The organism is Streptomyces sp. S.PB5, from assembly GCF_030403745.1.
GTDB lineage: Bacteria > Actinomycetota > Actinomycetes > Streptomycetales > Streptomycetaceae > Streptomyces.
This window is the reverse complement of sequence record NZ_JAQMWP010000008.1, coordinates 315693-333663: the sequence shown is the minus strand read 5'-3', so window position 1 is coordinate 333663 and position 17971 is coordinate 315693. Positions and strand designations below refer to the sequence as shown.

Below are 17971 nucleotides of genomic sequence, written 5' to 3'. Positions count from 1 at the left end.
GCTGTCCCCTGCCCGTCACCAGGGGTCTGCCCTCGCCTCAGCATCGATGACCAGAACATCCCTGACCTGGGATTTCTTGTCTGTGCGTCGGAGAGGGACCGGTACGCGCGTAGTGAGTCCGAGCCCTCGGAAGGACCCCCTCTTGGCCGCCTCGCGCACTGCCTCGAACGCGAATATGAACAACGGCGCCAGCACTGCCCCGCTGCGCATCTCCTTTGCAAAGATCAAGGAGCCCCTCGAGGTTCCGAACCTGCTCGCGCTGCAGACCGAGAGCTTTGACTGGCTGCTCGGCAACACCGCTTGGCAGAGTCGGGTCGAGGAGGCTCTGGAGTCCGGTCAGGACGTCCCCACCAAGTCCGGTCTGGAGGAGATCTTCGAGGAGATCTCCCCGATCGAGGACTTCTCCGGGTCGATGTCGCTGACGTTCCGCGACCACCGCTTCGAGCCGCCGAAGAACAGCATCGACGAGTGCAAGGAGCGCGACTTCACGTACGCCGCTCCGCTCTTCGTGACGGCGGAGTTCACCAACAACGAGACCGGTGAGATCAAGTCCCAGACGGTCTTCATGGGCGACTTCCCGCTCATGACGAACAAGGGCACCTTCGTCATCAACGGCACCGAGCGTGTCGTGGTGTCGCAGCTGGTCCGTTCGCCCGGTGTCTACTTCGACTCCTCCATCGACAAGACCTCCGACAAGGACGTCTTCTCGGCCAAGATCATCCCGTCCCGGGGTGCCTGGCTGGAGATGGAGATCGACAAGCGCGACATGGTCGGTGTCCGCATCGACCGCAAGCGCAAGCAGTCCGTCACCGTCCTGCTCAAGGCTCTCGGTTGGACCACCGAGCAGATCCTGGAGGAGTTCGGCGAGTACGAGTCCATGCGCGCCACCCTGGAGAAGGACCACACCCAGGGCCAGGACGACGCGCTGCTCGACATCTACCGCAAGCTGCGTCCGGGCGAGCCGCCCACGCGCGAGGCCGCGCAGACGCTGCTCGAGAACCTGTACTTCAACCCCAAGCGCTACGACCTCGCCAAGGTCGGCCGCTACAAGGTCAACAAGAAGCTGGGTGCGGACGAGCCGCTGGACGCCGGTGTCCTGACCACCGACGACATCATCGCGACCATCAAGTACCTGGTGCGTCTGCACGCCGGTGAGACCGAGACCGTCGCCGAGTCGGGCCGCTCGATCATCGTCGAGACCGACGACATCGACCACTTCGGCAACCGCCGTATCCGTAACGTCGGCGAGCTGATCCAGAACCAGGTCCGTACGGGTCTCGCCCGTATGGAGCGTGTCGTGCGCGAGCGCATGACCACCCAGGACGTCGAGGCGATCACCCCGCAGACCCTGATCAACATCCGCCCCGTGGTGGCGTCGATCAAGGAGTTCTTCGGTACGTCGCAGCTGTCCCAGTTCATGGACCAGAACAACCCGCTGTCGGGGCTGACGCACAAGCGTCGTCTGAACGCCCTCGGCCCGGGTGGTCTCTCCCGTGAGCGGGCCGGCTTCGAGGTCCGAGACGTGCACCCGTCCCACTACGGGCGCATGTGTCCGATCGAGACGCCGGAAGGCCCGAACATCGGTCTGATCGGTTCGCTCGCCTCGTACGGCCGGATCAACCCGTTCGGTTTCATCGAGACGCCGTACCGCAAGGTCGTCGACGGCCAGGTCACCGACGAGGTGGACTACCTGACCGCCGACGAAGAGGACCGATTCGTCATCGCGCAGGCCAACGCCACGCTCGACGACAACATGCGCTTCATCGAGAACCGCATCCTGGTCCGCCGTCGTGGCGGCGAGGTCGACTACGTCCCCGGTGACGACGTCGACTACATGGACGTCTCGCCGCGCCAGATGGTGTCGGTCGCGACCGCCATGATCCCGTTCCTCGAGCACGACGACGCCAACCGTGCCCTCATGGGCGCGAACATGATGCGTCAGGCCGTGCCGCTGATTAAGTCCGAGTCCCCGCTCGTCGGCACCGGCATGGAGTACCGCTCCGCCGCCGACGCCGGTGACGTGGTCAAGGCCGAGAAGGCGGGTGTGGTCCAGGAGGTCTCCGCGGACTACATCACCACCGCCAACGACGACGGCACGTACATCACGTACCGCCTGGCCAAGTTCGCCCGCTCCAACCAGGGCACCTCGGTCAACCAGAAGGTCATCGTCAACGAGGGCGACCGGATCATCGAGGGCCAGGTCCTGGCCGACGGTCCGGCCACCGAGAACGGCGAGATGGCGCTGGGCAAGAACCTGCTCGTGGCGTTCATGCCGTGGGAGGGTCACAACTACGAGGACGCGATCATCCTGTCGCAGCGCCTCGTGCAGGACGACGTCCTCTCCTCGATCCACATCGAGGAGCACGAGGTCGACGCCCGTGACACCAAGCTCGGCCCCGAGGAGATCACCCGGGACATCCCGAACGTCTCCGAGGAGGTCCTCGCCGACCTCGACGAGCGCGGCATCATCCGCATCGGCGCCGAGGTCATCGCCGGCGACATCCTCGTCGGCAAGGTGACCCCGAAGGGTGAGACCGAGCTGACCCCCGAGGAGCGCCTGCTGCGCGCGATCTTCGGTGAGAAGGCCCGTGAGGTCCGTGACACCTCGCTGAAGGTGCCGCACGGCGAGACCGGCAAGGTCATCGGCGTCCGCGTCTTCGACCGTGAAGAGGGCGACGAGCTGCCGCCGGGCGTGAACCAGCTGGTTCGTGTCTACGTGGCGCAGAAGCGCAAGATCACGGACGGTGACAAGCTCGCCGGCCGCCACGGCAACAAGGGTGTCATCTCCAAGATCCTGCCGATCGAGGACATGCCGTTCCTGGAGGACGGCACCCCGGTCGACATCATCCTCAACCCGCTGGGTGTGCCGTCCCGAATGAACCCGGGACAGGTCCTGGAGATCCACCTCGGCTGGCTCGCCAGCCGCGGCTGGGACGTCTCCGGGCTCGGCGACGAGTGGGCGCAGCGTCTGCAGGCCATCGGCGCCGACCAGGTCGCCGCCGGCACCAACGTCGCCACCCCGGTGTTCGACGGCGCGCGTGAGGACGAGCTCGCGGGCCTGCTGAACCACACCATCCCGAACCGCGACGGCGACCGCATGGTGCAGCCGACCGGTAAGGCGAGGCTGTTCGACGGCCGCTCCGGCGAGCCGTTCCCGGACCCGATCTCCATCGGGTACATGTACATCCTCAAGCTGCACCACCTGGTCGACGACAAGCTGCACGCGCGTTCGACCGGTCCGTACTCGATGATCACCCAGCAGCCGCTGGGTGGTAAGGCCCAGTTCGGTGGCCAGCGCTTCGGTGAGATGGAGGTGTGGGCGCTGGAGGCTTACGGCGCCGCGTACGCCCTCCAGGAACTGCTGACCATCAAGTCCGACGACGTCACCGGCCGCGTGAAGGTCTACGAGGCCATCGTCAAGGGCGAGAACATCCCCGAGCCCGGCATCCCCGAGTCCTTCAAGGTGCTCATCAAGGAGATGCAGTCCCTGTGCCTCAACGTGGAGGTGCTGTCCTCGGACGGCATGTCCATCGAGATGCGCGACACCGACGAGGATGTCTTCCGCGCTGCGGAGGAGCTTGGCATCGACCTGTCCCGGCGCGAGCCGAGCAGCGTCGAAGAGGTCTGACGGGAGTTCGGAGGCCTTCGTCATGAAGGCCTCCGGCCCCAGGACCCCCGTATCAGACCCCATGACTTACAACCCTGAGAGGGATTGACGCATAGTGCTCGACGTCAACTTCTTCGACGAGCTCCGGATCGGTCTGGCCACCGCTGACGACATCCGTCAGTGGAGCCACGGCGAGGTCAAGAAGCCCGAGACCATCAACTACCGCACCCTCAAGCCCGAAAAGGACGGACTCTTCTGCGAGAAGATCTTCGGTCCGACCCGGGACTGGGAGTGCTACTGCGGCAAGTACAAGCGTGTCCGCTTCAAGGGCATCATCTGTGAGCGCTGCGGCGTCGAGGTCACTCGCGCCAAGGTGCGCCGTGAGCGGATGGGCCACATCGAGCTGGCCGCTCCCGTGACCCACATCTGGTACTTCAAGGGCGTTCCGTCGCGCCTTGGCTACCTGCTCGACCTCGCCCCGAAGGACCTGGAGAAGGTCATCTACTTCGCGGCGTACATGATCACGTACGTCGACGAAGAGCGCCGTACGCGTGACCTGCCCTCCCTGGAGGCGCATGTCTCCGTCGAGCGGCAGCAGATCGAGAACCGCCGGGACGCCGACCTGGAGGCCCGCGCCAAGAAGCTCGAGACCGACCTGGCCGAGCTCGAGGCCGAGGGTGCCAAGGCCGATGTGCGCCGCAAGGTGCGCGAGGGTGCCGAGCGTGAGATGAAGCAGCTGCGCGACCGTTCGCAGCGCGAGATCGACCGTCTCGACGAGGTGTGGACCCGGTTCAAGAACCTCAAGGTCCAGGACCTCGAGGGCGACGAGCTGCTCTACCGCGAGCTGCGTGACCGCTTCGGCACGTACTTCGACGGCTCCATGGGTGCCGCTGCCCTGCAGAAGCGCCTGGAGACCTTCGACCTCGACGAGGAGGCCGAGCGCCTCCGCGAGATCATCCGCACCGGCAAGGGCCAGAAGAAGACCCGTGCGCTGAAGCGGCTGAAGGTCGTGTCTGCCTTCCTGCAGACCTCCAACAGCCCCAAGGGCATGGTCCTCGACTGCGTCCCGGTCATCCCGCCGGACCTGCGTCCGATGGTGCAGCTGGACGGTGGCCGCTTCGCGACCTCCGACCTGAACGACCTGTACCGCCGTGTGATCAACCGCAACAACCGTCTGAAGAGGCTCCTCGACCTCGGTGCGCCCGAGATCATCGTCAACAACGAGAAGCGCATGCTTCAGGAGGCTGTTGACGCCCTCTTCGACAACGGTCGTCGTGGTCGCCCGGTCACCGGTCCCGGTAACCGCCCGCTGAAGTCCCTCAGCGACATGCTGAAGGGCAAGCAGGGTCGATTCCGTCAGAACCTGCTCGGTAAGCGTGTGGACTACTCCGCGCGTTCCGTGATCGTCGTCGGTCCGCAGCTGAAGCTGCACCAGTGCGGTCTGCCGAAGGCCATGGCGCTGGAGCTCTTCAAGCCGTTCGTGATGAAGCGCCTGGTCGACCTGAACCACGCGCAGAACATCAAGAGCGCCAAGCGCATGGTGGAGCGCGGCCGTACGGTCGTGTACGACGTCCTCGAAGAGGTCATCGCCGAGCACCCGGTTCTGCTGAACCGTGCTCCCACCCTGCACCGCCTCGGCATCCAGGCCTTCGAGCCGCAGCTGGTCGAGGGCAAGGCCATCCAGATCCACCCGCTCGTCTGCACCGCGTTCAACGCGGACTTCGACGGTGACCAGATGGCCGTCCACCTGCCGCTCTCCGCGGAGGCGCAGGCCGAGGCCCGCATCCTGATGCTGTCCTCGAACAACATCCTCAAGCCCGCCGACGGTCGTCCGGTGACGATGCCGACCCAGGACATGGTCCTCGGTCTGTTCTTCCTGACCACCGACGGTGAGCTGCGTGACGTCAAGGGCGAGGGGCGTTCGTTCGCCTCCACGGCCGAGGCGATCATGGCGTTCGACGCCGGCGAGCTCGCGCTGCAGTCGTCCGTGGACATCCGCTTCCCGGTGGGCACCATCCCGCCGCGCGGCTGGACCCCGCCGGCGCGCGAAGAGGGCGAGCCGGAGTGGCAGCAGGGTGACAGCTTCCGTCTGAAGACCACGCTCGGCCGTGCGCTCTTCAACGAGCTGCTGCCCGAGGACTACCCGTTCGTCGACTACTCGGTGGGCAAGAAGCAGCTCTCCGAGATCGTCAACGACCTCGCTGAGCGCTACCCCAAGGTCATCGTGGCGGCGACGCTCGACAACCTGAAGGCGGCCGGCTTCTACTGGGCGACCCGTTCCGGTGTCACCGTCGCCATCTCCGACGTCGTCGTTCCCGAGGCGAAGAAGGAGATCGTCCGCGGCTACGAGGCACAGGACGAGAAGGTCCAGAAGCAGTACGAGCGCGGTCTGATCACCAAGGAAGAGCGCACTCAGGAGCTCATCGCGATCTGGACCAAGGCGACCAACGAGGTCGCCGAGGCGATGAACGAGAACTTCCCCAAGACGAACCCCATCTTCATGATGGTTGACTCGGGTGCCCGAGGAAACATGATGCAGATGCGGCAGATCGCCGGTATGCGTGGTCTGGTGTCGAACGCCAAGAACGAGACGATCCCGCGTCCGATCAAGGCGTCCTTCCGTGAGGGTCTGTCCGTGCTGGAGTACTTCATCTCCACGCACGGTGCCCGTAAGGGTCTGGCCGACACCGCCCTGCGTACCGCCGACTCGGGTTACCTGACCCGTCGTCTGGTGGACGTCTCGCAGGACGTCATCATCCGTGAGGAGGACTGCGGCACCGAGCGCGGTCTGAAGCTGCGGATCGCCGAGCGCGGCGCCGACGGTGTGCTGCGCAAGGCGGAGGACGTCGAGACCAGCGTCTACGCCCGCATGCTCGCCGAGGACGTCGTCATCGACGGCAAGGTGATCGCGCCGGCCAACGTGGACCTGGGCGATGTGCTCATCGACCAGCTGGTGTTCCACGGGGTCGAGGAGGTCAAGACCCGCTCGATCCTGACCTGTGAGTCCCAGGTCGGCACCTGCGCCATGTGCTACGGCCGCTCCCTGGCCACCGGCAAGCTGGTCGACATCGGTGAGGCGGTCGGCATCATCGCCGCCCAGTCCATCGGTGAGCCCGGTACCCAGCTGACGATGCGTACCTTCCACACCGGTGGTGTGGCCGGTGACGACATCACCCAGGGTCTGCCGCGTGTCGTCGAGCTCTTCGAGGCCCGTACCCCGAAGGGTGTCGCCCCGATCTCCGAGGCCACCGGCCGCGTGCGGATCGAGGAGACCGAGAAGACCAAGAAGATCGTCGTCACCCCGGACGACGGCAGCGACGAGACGGCGTACCCGATCTCGAAGCGTGCCCGACTCCTGGTCAGCGAGGGCGAGCACGTCGAGGTGGGCCAGAAGCTCACCGTGGGTGCCACCAACCCGCACGACGTGCTGCGCATCCTGGGTCAGCGTGCCGTCCAGGTCCACCTGGTCGGCGAGGTCCAGAAGGTGTACAACTCGCAGGGTGTGTCGATCCACGACAAGCACATCGAGATCATCATCCGGCAGATGCTCCGCCGCGTGACGATCATCGAGTCCGGCGACGCCGAGCTGCTGCCCGGTGAGCTGGTCGAGCGCTCGAAGTTCGAGACCGAGAACCGTCGTGTGGTCCAGGAGGGCGGTCACCCGGCCTCCGGTCGTCCGCAGCTGATGGGTATCACCAAGGCCTCGCTGGCGACGGAATCCTGGCTGTCGGCCGCCTCCTTCCAGGAGACGACCCGAGTCCTGACGGACGCGGCGATCAACGCCAAGTCCGACAGCCTCATCGGCCTCAAGGAGAACGTCATCATCGGTAAGCTCATCCCGGCCGGTACGGGTCTGTCCCGCTACCGCAACATCCGGGTGGAGCCGACCGAGGAGGCGAAGGCCGCGATGTACTCGGCCGTCGGCTACGACGACATCGACTACTCGCCGTTCGGCACGGGCTCCGGCCAGGCCGTTCCGCTGGAGGACTACGACTACGGGCCGTACAACCAGTAGTCGTCCGGCTCCGAAGTCCTGAAGGGCGCTCACCCCGTTTCGTGCGGGGTGAGCGCCCTTCGGCGTTTTCGGTGGTGGCGCGGTCTGTGCCGGAAATGCCGCCTCGGCGCATCATGGAGGGAGCTCGGGGGGTTGGGGAGGTACTTCCGTGTCGAATCCGTCGTGGCAGCCCTGGCAGGGCGGTCCACAGCCCGGGCAGCCCCATGGCCTCCCGCAGCCGTGGCAGCCCGTCAGCGCCCCGTCCATGCTCGCCTCCCACGCCGACCGCGAGCGCACCGTCGATGTGCTTCGGGCCGGGTACGGGGAGGGGCGGCTGGAGAAGGGGGAGTTCGACAAGCGGGTGGGGCGGGCCTATGCGGCTCGGACCGTGGGGGAGCTGGCGGTGCTGGTCGCGGATCTGCCGCAGGGGCCGCTCGGGCAGCCGGCGGTGGTGCCGCGGACGTTTCTGCCGGTGGCCCGGCCGCGGACCAACGGGAAGGCCGTGGGGGCCGCCGTGTGCGGGGTGCTGTGTCTGCCGACGTTCGGGTTCACCGGGATTCCGGCAGTCGTGCTCGGGCAGGCGGCGCGTTCGGAGATCCAGCGCACGGGGGAGGGCGGGGACGGGCTGGCGTTGATCGGGCTGGTGCTCGGGTGGATGTCGGTGGCCGCCTGGACCGTGATGCTGACCCTGATGCTCGCGTTCGCCGTCGGGGGCGGATGAGGGGCGCGCAGTGCGTGCAGTGTGTGCAGTGCGCGCAGTGCTGCGCGCGTGTGTGCGGAACGTTGCAGGACGTTGCGGGATGTTGCGGAACGTGAAATCGAAGATCCACTACGGCGTAGGGGCTTGACACGGATCGTCCGGGGATACGGGCGAGGCCCATTTGTTTTGACCGCAGCGAATGAGGTAGGTACGCTCAGACCTTGTGCCTGGGGTGTGCCCTGGCTCTCGTGCGTGCCATCAACCGCATGGCGAGCCTGAATCGGCCACCGAAATCTGCGCTCTTTTTGCCTTCCGGCGGAAGTCTGCGGGGTTCGACACACCCGACCGCGTGGGTCGGCGACGTTCCAGGTTAGCTTCACCATTCGGCACACAGAAACCGGAGAAGTAGTGCCTACGATCCAGCAGCTGGTCCGTAAGGGCCGGCAGGACAAGGTCGAGAAGAACAAGACGCCCGCACTCGAGGGTTCCCCTCAGCGTCGTGGCGTCTGCACGCGTGTGTTCACGACCACCCCGAAGAAGCCGAACTCGGCCCTGCGTAAGGTCGCGCGTGTGCGTCTGACCAGCGGGATCGAGGTCACCGCTTACATTCCGGGTGAGGGACACAACCTGCAGGAGCACTCCATCGTGCTCGTGCGCGGCGGCCGTGTGAAGGACCTGCCGGGTGTTCGCTACAAGATCATCCGTGGTTCCCTCGACACCCAGGGTGTCAAGAACCGCAAGCAGGCTCGCAGCCGTTACGGCGCCAAGAAGGAGAAGTAAGAATGCCTCGTAAGGGCCCCGCCCCGAAGCGCCCGGTCATCATCGACCCGGTCTACGGTTCTCCTCTGGTGACCTCCCTGATCAACAAGGTGCTGCTGAACGGCAAGCGCTCGACTGCCGAGCGGATCGTTTACGGCGCCATGGAGGGTCTGCGTGAGAAGACGGGCAACGACCCCGTCATCACCCTCAAGCGCGCGCTCGAGAACATCAAGCCGACCCTCGAGGTCAAGTCCCGCCGTGTCGGTGGCGCGACCTACCAGGTGCCGGTCGAGGTCAAGCCCGGCCGTGCCAACACCCTGGCGCTGCGCTGGCTGGTCGGTTACTCCCGCGCCCGTCGCGAGAAGACCATGACCGAGCGTCTGCTCAACGAGCTGCTCGACGCCTCCAACGGCCTCGGTGCGGCCGTGAAGAAGCGCGAGGACACGCACAAGATGGCCGAGTCCAACAAGGCCTTCGCGCACTACCGCTGGTAGTCGCAGACCCCATCGAGACCGAGAGAAGACTGAAGCCTTATGGCTACCACTTCGCTTGACCTGGCCAGGGTCCGCAACATCGGGATCATGGCCCACATCGACGCGGGCAAGACGACCACCACCGAGCGGATCCTGTTCTACACCGGCGTTTCGTACAAGATCGGTGAGGTCCACGACGGCGCCGCCACCATGGACTGGATGGAGCAGGAGCAGGAGCGTGGCATCACGATCACCTCTGCTGCCACCACCTGTCACTGGCCGCTCGAGGGCGTCGACCACACCATCAACATCATCGACACCCCGGGTCACGTCGACTTCACCGTCGAGGTGGAGCGTTCGCTCCGCGTTCTCGACGGTGCCGTGACGGTGTTCGACGGCGTTGCCGGCGTGGAGCCGCAGTCCGAGACGGTGTGGCGTCAGGCCGACCGTTACGGCGTGCCCCGCATCTGCTTCGTCAACAAGCTGGACCGTACCGGCGCCGAGTTCCACCGCTGCGTGGACATGATCTCGGACCGCCTGGGCGCCCAGCCGCTCGTCATGCAGCTCCCGATCGGCGCCGAGGCCGACTTCAAGGGCGTCGTCGACCTCGTGACGATGAAGGCCCTGGTCTGGTCCGCCGAGGCCGCCAAGGGCGAGATGTACGACGTCGTCGACATCCCGGCCACGCACACCGAGGCTGCCGAGGAGTACCGCGGCAAGCTCATCGAGGCCGTCGCGGAGAACGACGAAGAGATCATGGAGCTGTACCTGGAGGGCGAGGAGCCTTCCGTGGAGCAGCTGTACGCCGCGATCCGTCGTATCACCATCGCGTCCGGCAAGTCCAAGGACACCACGGTCACCCCGGTGTTCTGTGGCACCGCGTTCAAGAACAAGGGCGTCCAGCCCCTGCTCGACGCGGTCGTGCGCTACCTGCCGACCCCGCTTGACGTCGAGGCCATCGAGGGCCACGACGTGAAGGACCCCGAGGTCGTCGTCAAGCGCAAGCCGTCCGACGAGGAGCCCCTCTCGGCGCTGGCGTTCAAGATCATGAGCGACCCGCACCTCGGCAAGCTCACCTTCGTCCGGATCTACTCCGGTCGCCTGGAGTCCGGCACCGCCGTGCTGAACTCCGTCAAGGGCAAGAAGGAGCGCATCGGCAAGATCTACCGCATGCACGCGAACAAGCGTGAGGAGATCGAGTCGGTGGGCGCCGGCGACATCGTCGCCGTCATGGGCCTGAAGCAGACCACCACCGGTGAGACGCTGTCCGACGACAAGCAGCCGGTGATCCTGGAGTCCATGGACTTCCCGGCGCCGGTCATCCAGGTCGCCATCGAGCCCAAGTCGAAGGGCGACCAGGAGAAGCTGGGCGTCGCGATCCAGCGCCTGGCCGAGGAGGACCCGTCGTTCCAGGTCCACTCGGACGAGGAGACGGGCCAGACCATCATCGGTGGTATGGGCGAGCTGCACCTCGAGGTGCTGGTCGACCGTATGCGCCGTGAGTTCAAGGTCGAGGCCAACGTCGGCAAGCCGCAGGTCGCCTACCGCGAGACGATCCGCAAGGCCGTCGAGCGCGTCGACTACACGCACAAGAAGCAGACTGGTGGTACCGGCCAGTTCGCCAAGGTGCAGATCGCGATCGAGCCGATCGAGGGCGGCGACGCCTCGTACGAGTTCGTGAACAAGGTGACCGGTGGTCGTATCCCGAAGGAGTACATCCCTTCGGTCGACGCCGGTGCGCAGGAGGCCATGCAGTTCGGCATCCTCGCCGGGTACGAGATGACGGGCGTCCGCGTCACGCTTCTCGACGGTGCCTACCACGAGGTCGACTCCTCCGAGCTCGCGTTCAAGATCGCCGGTTCGCAGGCCTTCAAGGAGGCCGCGCGCAAGGCGTCCCCCGTGCTCCTTGAGCCGATGATGGCCGTCGAGGTCACCACGCCCGAGGACTACATGGGTGAGGTCATCGGCGACATCAACTCCCGCCGTGGTCAGATCCAGGCCATGGAGGAGCGGGCCGGTGCCCGCGTCGTGAAGGGCCTCGTGCCCCTCTCGGAGATGTTCGGTTACGTCGGCGACCTGCGCAGCAAGACGTCCGGCCGTGCGAGCTACTCCATGCAGTTCGACTCCTACGCCGAGGTTCCGCGGAACGTCGCCGAGGAGATCATCGCGAAGGCCAAGGGCGAGTAGTACCGCGTCTGCGTTAACGCACCTGCGTTTAACGCACCGCGTGCTCACGCTTTAGGCTTGACCCCGGAGCCTCACGGGTCGTTCCTCCGCAATCGTGGCGGAATGACCCGGGGCCCGGGATTTGACAGCAAAGATCACCTGGCGCCGATTGAACCAAGGCGTACAGAACCACTCCACAGGAGGACCCCAGTGGCGAAGGCGAAGTTCGAGCGGACTAAGCCGCACGTCAACATCGGCACCATCGGTCACATCGACCACGGTAAGACGACCCTCACGGCCGCCATTACCAAGGTGCTGCACGACGCGTTCCCGGACCTGAACGAGGCCTCGGCGTTCGACCAGATCGACAAGGCTCCCGAGGAGCGCCAGCGCGGTATCACCATCTCCATCGCGCACGTCGAGTACCAGACGGAGACCCGTCACTACGCCCACGTCGACTGCCCCGGTCACGCGGACTACATCAAGAACATGATCACGGGTGCGGCGCAGATGGACGGCGCCATCCTCGTGGTCGCCGCCACCGACGGCCCGATGCCGCAGACCAAGGAGCACGTGCTCCTGGCCCGCCAGGTCGGCGTTCCGTACATCGTCGTCGCCCTGAACAAGGCCGACATGGTGGACGACGAGGAGATCCTGGAGCTCGTCGAGCTCGAGGTCCGTGAGCTCCTCTCCGAGTACGAGTTCCCGGGCGACGACCTGCCGGTCGTCAAGGTTTCCGCTCTGAAGGCCCTTGAGGGCGACAAGGAGTGGGGCCAGACCGTCCTCGACCTGATGAAGGCCGTCGACGAGTCCATCCCGGAGCCCGAGCGTGACGTCGACAAGCCGTTCCTGATGCCGATCGAGGACGTCTTCACGATCACCGGTCGTGGCACGGTCGTCACCGGTCGTATCGAGCGTGGTGTCCTCAAGGTCAACGAGACCGTCGACATCATCGGCATCAAGACCGAGAAGACCACCACCACGGTCACCGGCATCGAGATGTTCCGCAAGCTGCTCGACGAGGGCCAGGCCGGTGAGAACGTCGGTCTGCTTCTCCGTGGCATCAAGCGCGAGGACGTCGAGCGCGGCCAGGTCATCATCAAGCCCGGGTCGGTCACGCCGCACACCGAGTTCGAGGCCCAGGCCTACATCCTGTCCAAGGACGAGGGTGGCCGCCACACGCCGTTCTTCAACAACTACCGTCCGCAGTTCTACTTCCGTACGACGGACGTGACCGGCGTGGTGACCCTCCCCGAGGGCACCGAGATGGTCATGCCGGGTGACAACACCGAGATGAAGGTGGAGCTCATCCAGCCCGTCGCCATGGAAGAGGGCCTGAAGTTCGCCATCCGTGAGGGTGGCCGGACCGTGGGCGCCGGCCAGGTCACCAAGATCAACAAGTAATTCTTGTTGGCTTGAACGCCTGGTAGCTCGCTCATTGAGCTCCTGAAGGGGCCCGTACGACTTCGGTCGTGCGGGCCCTTTCGCGTTGCTACGCGGGTTCGGGCTGCGGGCCGAGGGTCGTGACGGTGGGTGTGGGCGGGGCGCTCTCCCACCTCTGACCTCTGGCAAGGCACCGGTCACTGGATGTTCCGCAGGTGGGGATGGTCGTACGACGTCACGCAGACGTAGAGCTGGAGGGCGTGGTCGCGGCCGATGCTGAGGTGGGTGGGCCAGGCTGAGCCGGTGTCTCCGAGCGGGAACCAGCTTCTGCTGCCGCCGTCGCATTCCCAGCCGTCGATGGTGAGGAGGGGGCGTACGTCCGAACCGCACTCCTCGCAGGACATGGGGAACGGGTCGGTGTAGCTCCAGGGGGCGTGGCCGGCGACTTTGCAGCCGGGGGCGACGGAGAGGTCGTACTGGTAGTCCGCGCCGTGTTCCTCCGCCCAGTCCTCGACGCGGTCCGCGAGGTCGTCGGGGAGTTCGTGCGGGGCCGGGTACTCCGTGACGGGTTCGGGGTGCAGGACGCACGGTTCAGGGAGGTAGCGGTCATGGCCGATCACGGAGGGGCGAGGGGCGTCGGTGATCGGGTCGACGAGGTGGGCGGAGGCGCGCCAGCGCAGCACGGTGTGGGGCATGGGGCCCACCGGGCTCTCGTGGCCGAACGGGCACCACAGGAGTTGCAGGAGGTCGGTGCCGGGCGGGCGGGGGAGACCGGGGACGTCGCGGGCGTAGAGCTGGGCGACGGGGATCAGGGGGACGGGGCCGTCCTGAGGCAGCCGGCGAGGGGTCGAGGCGCGGTCTACGACGGTGCGTTCCTCCTCGGTGAGGAAGTCGGCGCCTTCCGCGCGGGGGCGGTTGTGGGCTTCGGCGAGGATGCGGCGGCGTCGGTGGATGTCGTCCGGGGTGTGGCCGAGGTGGGCGGGGGCGGTGTGGTCGGGACAGGTGGGCCAGGGGTCTGCTGTCGGCCAGAGCAGGGGGCCGCCTATGGAGCTGTCCGTGGGCGTGGGGGCGCCGGGGCGGGGGTGCAGGCGGATGGTGGTGCGGGCCAGGGGGGCCAGTTCGGGGAAGTGGGCGGGGACGTCGAGGGGGCGGGGTGGGGTCCTGCGGGTCATGGGGTGAGGTTATGGGGCGCATGGCCGGTGTGAGCTGGGGAGTTGGGGACATGTCCGGTGGGTGCCGGTGGTTTCCCCGTGGGCGTCGGTCGAGGCGGACGCGAGTCGGGGTGCGTACCGTACATGTCGCCCATGGCCGGGGGGTCGGCCTTGGCGGGAGGGAAGAGGGAAGGGCTCGCTCGATGATCCTGTCGGTCAACGTGGCGGTTCTGCTGGCCGTCGTCATCGTCCTGCGGCTGCGGCGGCGCACCGAGGCGCGGAGCCGGGCCGACGAGCGGCTGACGGTGGGGCTTGTGCTGGTGTTCGGGCTGCTGATCGCTCCGACGGCGTTCGGGCAGGGTGTGTTGGACGTGGTGGGGCAGGTGGTGGGTGGGGTTTCCGGGGTGGACGGGCCGTGAGACGCCGCGAACAGGGTTGCCGTATGAGCTGTGACAGCTGGGGCGGGCGCACATGCCGTTGAGGGCGATGACGGGGCAGCGTCGTCGGCATCGGGTCGGTGATGTGTTCGCGCCGTGCGTGGAGGGCGGCGGTTACCGGTTCGGGCGGATCGTCAAGATCGGGCCGCCGTTCCTCACGATGAACTGGCCTTGGTCCAAGGGGTACTTCAGGACGGTGGCGCACGAAGAGCTCGGTGCCGCCCTCGCCGACTTCGCCCATTTTCAGGACCAGTTGGACGAGGCCCTCGCGGGGCGTCCGGTGTGTGCGCCGTACCCGAAGGCATGAGGTATGCGCGGGGGGTCTTCGGGCCGCTTGGTGGAGTCGTCGCGGTCGGGGCCGTGAACGCCACCGGCACGTGGGGGTTGGCCGGGGTGTCGGTGGGGGAGTTCCTGGCGGGGCGGCGAGGCGACTTCGAGCGGCTCGTGGGCGGGGTGCGGGAGGTCTGCCGGTTCGATGACGCGGCCATGGGGGTTGCCGAGGAGCTGGGGTGGTTTCGGGAGTACGAGGTGGTCGCGGCGCATCTGGTGTTGTGGTCCGGGGCTCTGCCTCCGATCACTCCCGAGAACCTGGAGCGGCTCGACGAACCGCTTCTCGTCCGGCGGATGTGCCGTATGGCGGCGGATCTGCAGCTGACGGAGTTCCTGCAGGCCGTCATCAGCGCCGCCGTCGTGGCGGGGACGGAGGCCGGGCGGGGCGGCGCCGCGCGGATCGTCGACGTACTCGCGATCGCTTGCGATCTTGCGGATGCGACCGGTGGTGTCGATCCGGGGCAGGTCTTTCGGATGTGGCGGGTTGCCCATCTGCCGCGCATTCTCCATCCGACGGGGTCGGACGCGCCGGAGTACGGCAAGGCGGGGTTCCGGGCGTACGACGCGGCGTTGGAGGAGCTGCTCTTCCGAGAGGGCCGGGCAGCATGATCGCGTTGTCGGACCGGGCGGACAGTCTGCCTCCTTCGTATCCGCACCACAGAAGCAGGTGTACGTGAGAACAGGCAGACGAACGGCCGCCGTGGCAACGCTCGTTGGGGCGCTCGGCCTCTCGGTGCTGGGCGCCCCGGCGGCCCAGGCGGCGGACACCGGGATCACCGTGTCCGACATCGTCATCAACAACGGCAAGCCGATCGTGGTCGGTACGACGAAGGAGGTGGGGCCGTCTCTCACCTTCAGGATCGCGCTGCCGGCCGGGTACAGCACGGATGACCCGTTCCGGTACGACGCGTTTCCCTTCCTCTACCGCGGCGACATCGACAAGGTGGCCGACAGCGAGAACTTCATAGGACCCGGCGGCTACACCTGCTACGAGGAAGGCTCCAAGAAGGCCCGCTGTGAGGGGGAGCTCTACATCGACCCCCACCCGAGCCAGGAGCACGTGGACTCCAACAGTGACGCCACCAAGTGGAAGGTCGGCGTCTCACTGTTTCTCTTCAAGGCCGACGGCGGCCTCAAGGCCCATGAGCGCGAGACGCGATCCGCCACCGTACGCCTCAAGCGTGCCGCCAAGGTCACCGTGAACGCCTCGCCGGAACCGGTCGCCAAGGGCAAGGCGATCACCGTCACCGGCAAGCTCACCCGCGCCAACTGGGAGACCAAGAAGTACGGCGGCTACGGCGGTCGTACGGTCGAGCTCCAGTTCCGGCAGACGGGCACCGACGCCTTCAAGACGGTCAAGAAGGTCACCACGAGCAGCACCGGCGCCCTGAAGACCACGGTCACCGCCGCCACCGACGGCACCTGGCGCTGGGTGTACCGCGGCAACGACACGACGGGCGCCGCGACCAGCGGCGGGGACCACGTCGACGTGCGCTGAGCCATGGCGGCGGCCTGTCTCCCGGTGCGCTGAGGCGGGCGGCCGCTACCGATGGTTGTAGCGGTTCCCGTGAAGACTGGGCCAACTCTGTGCGGCGGGCCGGCGAGAGTTCGGGCAACTTCGTGTCCGAGTAGTGAGGAATGTTCTTGTCTGTTTGCTGTGGGGCTGTTGTGAAGACGTAGCGTGAGTCGTTCTTCGGCCGCCCTCCGAGGCGGGGTCCCCAAGACGACGGGCAGAGTGCTGATGCGCGGTGCGGACAGCCGACCGACGATGCCGTTGCGTGTGGTGGTACGCGGACTGCAGCAGCCGCTCCCGCCTCTCGCGTCGACCGAGCCGACGACGAAGCAGCAGCCCGCCGGTCGCCGCAGACGCCCGGACCGCCGCCTCTACGCCATCGACGGCCTCCGCCTGGCCGCCGCCCTGATGGTGGCCCTCCACCACTACGCCGGGACGTACCGCGCGGACCGGCCGGGCAACGTGATCTGGGACCGGCCGGTGTCGGACATCATGCCGACGGTGTTCCGGTTCGCCTCCTACGGCTGGATAGGCGTCGAGATCTTCTTCGTGATCAGCGGCTTCGTGATCTGTATGTCGTGCTGGGGGCGTACCCCGCGGCAGTTCTTCGTCTCCCGCGTGATCCGGCTCTACCCGGCGTACTGGTTCGCCATCGTCTTCACCACCGCCGTCCTGGTCGCCCTGCCCGGCGTCTGGACACGGCAGCCGCTGCGCGAGGTCCTGCTCAACTTCACGATGCTGCAGTCCGGTTCGGGCGTCGGCAACGTCGACGGCGTGTACTGGACCCTCTGGTCCGAGCTCCGCTTCTATCTGCTCTTCCTGCTCGTGGTCGCGACCGGGCTGACGTACAAGAAGGTCGTCGTCTTCTGCTGTGTGTGGGGCGCGGTGGCCATGCTGGCCCCGGTGTCGAAGCTGCCGTTGCTGGAGTTGATCGCCAACCCGGACGGTGCCTGGTACTTCATCGCCGGCCTCGCCCTCTACCTCATGCACCGCTTCGGGCAGGACCTGTTGCTCTGGGGCATCCTCGGAATGGCCTGGCTGATGGGCCAGTTGGAGCTGGGGCAGCGGATCGACGAGGTCGAGCATGTCTCCGGGTGGCGGGGGAGCGTGCTGATCTTCACCGTGTTCCTGCTGGCGATGGTCGCGATCGCGCTCGGGGCGACCGATCGGGTGCGAGGGAAGTGGCTGGTGACGGCGGGGGCGTTGACGTATCCGCTCTATCTCATGCACTACGTCGCCGGTACGACGGTGATCAACCGGCTGCGGGATGTCATGGACGCCCGGGTGCTGGTCGTGGCGGTGATCGGCGGGTTTCTGGTGCTGAGCTGGCTCGTGCACCGGTTTGTGGAGCGGCCGGTGGCGGGGTGGTTGAAGCGGGGGTTGGACACGTCGTTCGCACGGCTCAGGAACGCGGGGACATGATCGCCGTACGTTGAATCTCCGTACGGTGACCAGGCG

Annotated in this window: 13 protein-coding genes; 12 read left to right on the top strand and 1 reads right to left on the bottom strand. The window is 66.6% G+C overall.

Going from position 1 to position 17971, the window contains the following annotated elements:
- The first annotated feature begins 142 nt into the window (after positions 1-142).
- The 7 genes from rpoB to tuf all read left to right on the top strand — a co-directional run bounded on the left by rpoB (position 143) and on the right by tuf (position 13103).
- Entirely contained in the window at positions 143-3628 is a 3486-nt protein-coding gene (gene rpoB, locus PH203_RS22730; RefSeq protein WP_289922223.1) for a DNA-directed RNA polymerase subunit beta, read from the top strand.
- Positions 3629-3722: 94 nt separating this feature from the next.
- On the top strand, positions 3723-7622 hold the full coding sequence (locus PH203_RS22725; RefSeq protein WP_289922222.1) for a DNA-directed RNA polymerase subunit beta': 3900 nt from the start codon (positions 3723-3725) through the stop codon (positions 7620-7622).
- Positions 7623-7770: 148 nt separating this feature from the next.
- Positions 7771-8322, top strand: coding sequence for a DUF1707 and DUF4190 domain-containing protein (locus PH203_RS22720; RefSeq protein ID WP_289922221.1), 552 nt, complete (start codon positions 7771-7773; stop codon positions 8320-8322).
- Between the two features lie 387 nt (positions 8323-8709).
- Complete coding sequence (gene rpsL / locus PH203_RS22715) at positions 8710-9081, top strand: 30S ribosomal protein S12 (protein WP_003948652.1); 372 nt, start codon at positions 8710-8712, stop codon at positions 9079-9081.
- A gap of 2 nt (positions 9082-9083) precedes the next feature.
- Positions 9084-9554: a 30S ribosomal protein S7 gene (rpsG, locus tag PH203_RS22710; protein WP_003998848.1), complete on the top strand. Its 471-nt coding sequence runs from the start codon at positions 9084-9086 to the stop codon at positions 9552-9554.
- A gap of 39 nt (positions 9555-9593) precedes the next feature.
- Complete coding sequence (gene fusA, locus PH203_RS22705; RefSeq protein ID WP_059192911.1) at positions 9594-11720, top strand: elongation factor G; 2127 nt, start codon at positions 9594-9596, stop codon at positions 11718-11720.
- Positions 11721-11909: 189 nt separating this feature from the next.
- Positions 11910-13103 carry an elongation factor Tu gene (gene tuf, locus PH203_RS22700; RefSeq protein WP_059192910.1) on the top strand — a complete coding sequence of 398 codons (1194 nt, stop codon included), beginning with the start codon at positions 11910-11912 and terminating at the stop codon, positions 13101-13103.
- Between the two features lie 176 nt (positions 13104-13279).
- Here tuf and PH203_RS22695 read toward each other — a convergent pair whose 3' ends face one another.
- Positions 13280-14254, bottom strand: a complete 975-nt coding sequence (locus PH203_RS22695; RefSeq protein WP_289922220.1) for a hypothetical protein — start codon at positions 14252-14254, stop codon at positions 13280-13282.
- A 182-nt stretch (positions 14255-14436) separates the two neighbouring features.
- On the opposite strand from PH203_RS22695, the gene PH203_RS22690 reads away from it, so the two are divergent.
- The 5 genes from PH203_RS22690 to PH203_RS22670 all read left to right on the top strand — a co-directional run bounded on the left by PH203_RS22690 (position 14437) and on the right by PH203_RS22670 (position 17935).
- Positions 14437-14652, top strand: coding sequence for a hypothetical protein (locus tag PH203_RS22690; RefSeq protein ID WP_289922219.1), 216 nt, complete (start codon positions 14437-14439; stop codon positions 14650-14652).
- A gap of 67 nt (positions 14653-14719) precedes the next feature.
- On the top strand, positions 14720-14977 hold the full coding sequence (locus PH203_RS22685; RefSeq protein WP_289922218.1) for a hypothetical protein: 258 nt from the start codon (positions 14720-14722) through the stop codon (positions 14975-14977).
- A 53-nt stretch (positions 14978-15030) separates the two neighbouring features.
- Positions 15031-15609, top strand: coding sequence for a hypothetical protein (locus PH203_RS22680; RefSeq protein WP_289922217.1), 579 nt, complete (start codon positions 15031-15033; stop codon positions 15607-15609).
- Positions 15610-15700: 91 nt separating this feature from the next.
- Complete coding sequence (locus tag PH203_RS22675; RefSeq protein ID WP_289922216.1) at positions 15701-16498, top strand: hypothetical protein; 798 nt, start codon at positions 15701-15703, stop codon at positions 16496-16498.
- A 237-nt stretch (positions 16499-16735) separates the two neighbouring features.
- Entirely contained in the window at positions 16736-17935 is a 1200-nt protein-coding gene (locus tag PH203_RS22670) for an acyltransferase (RefSeq protein ID WP_289922466.1), read from the top strand.
- The last annotated feature ends 36 nt before the right edge of the window (positions 17936-17971 follow it).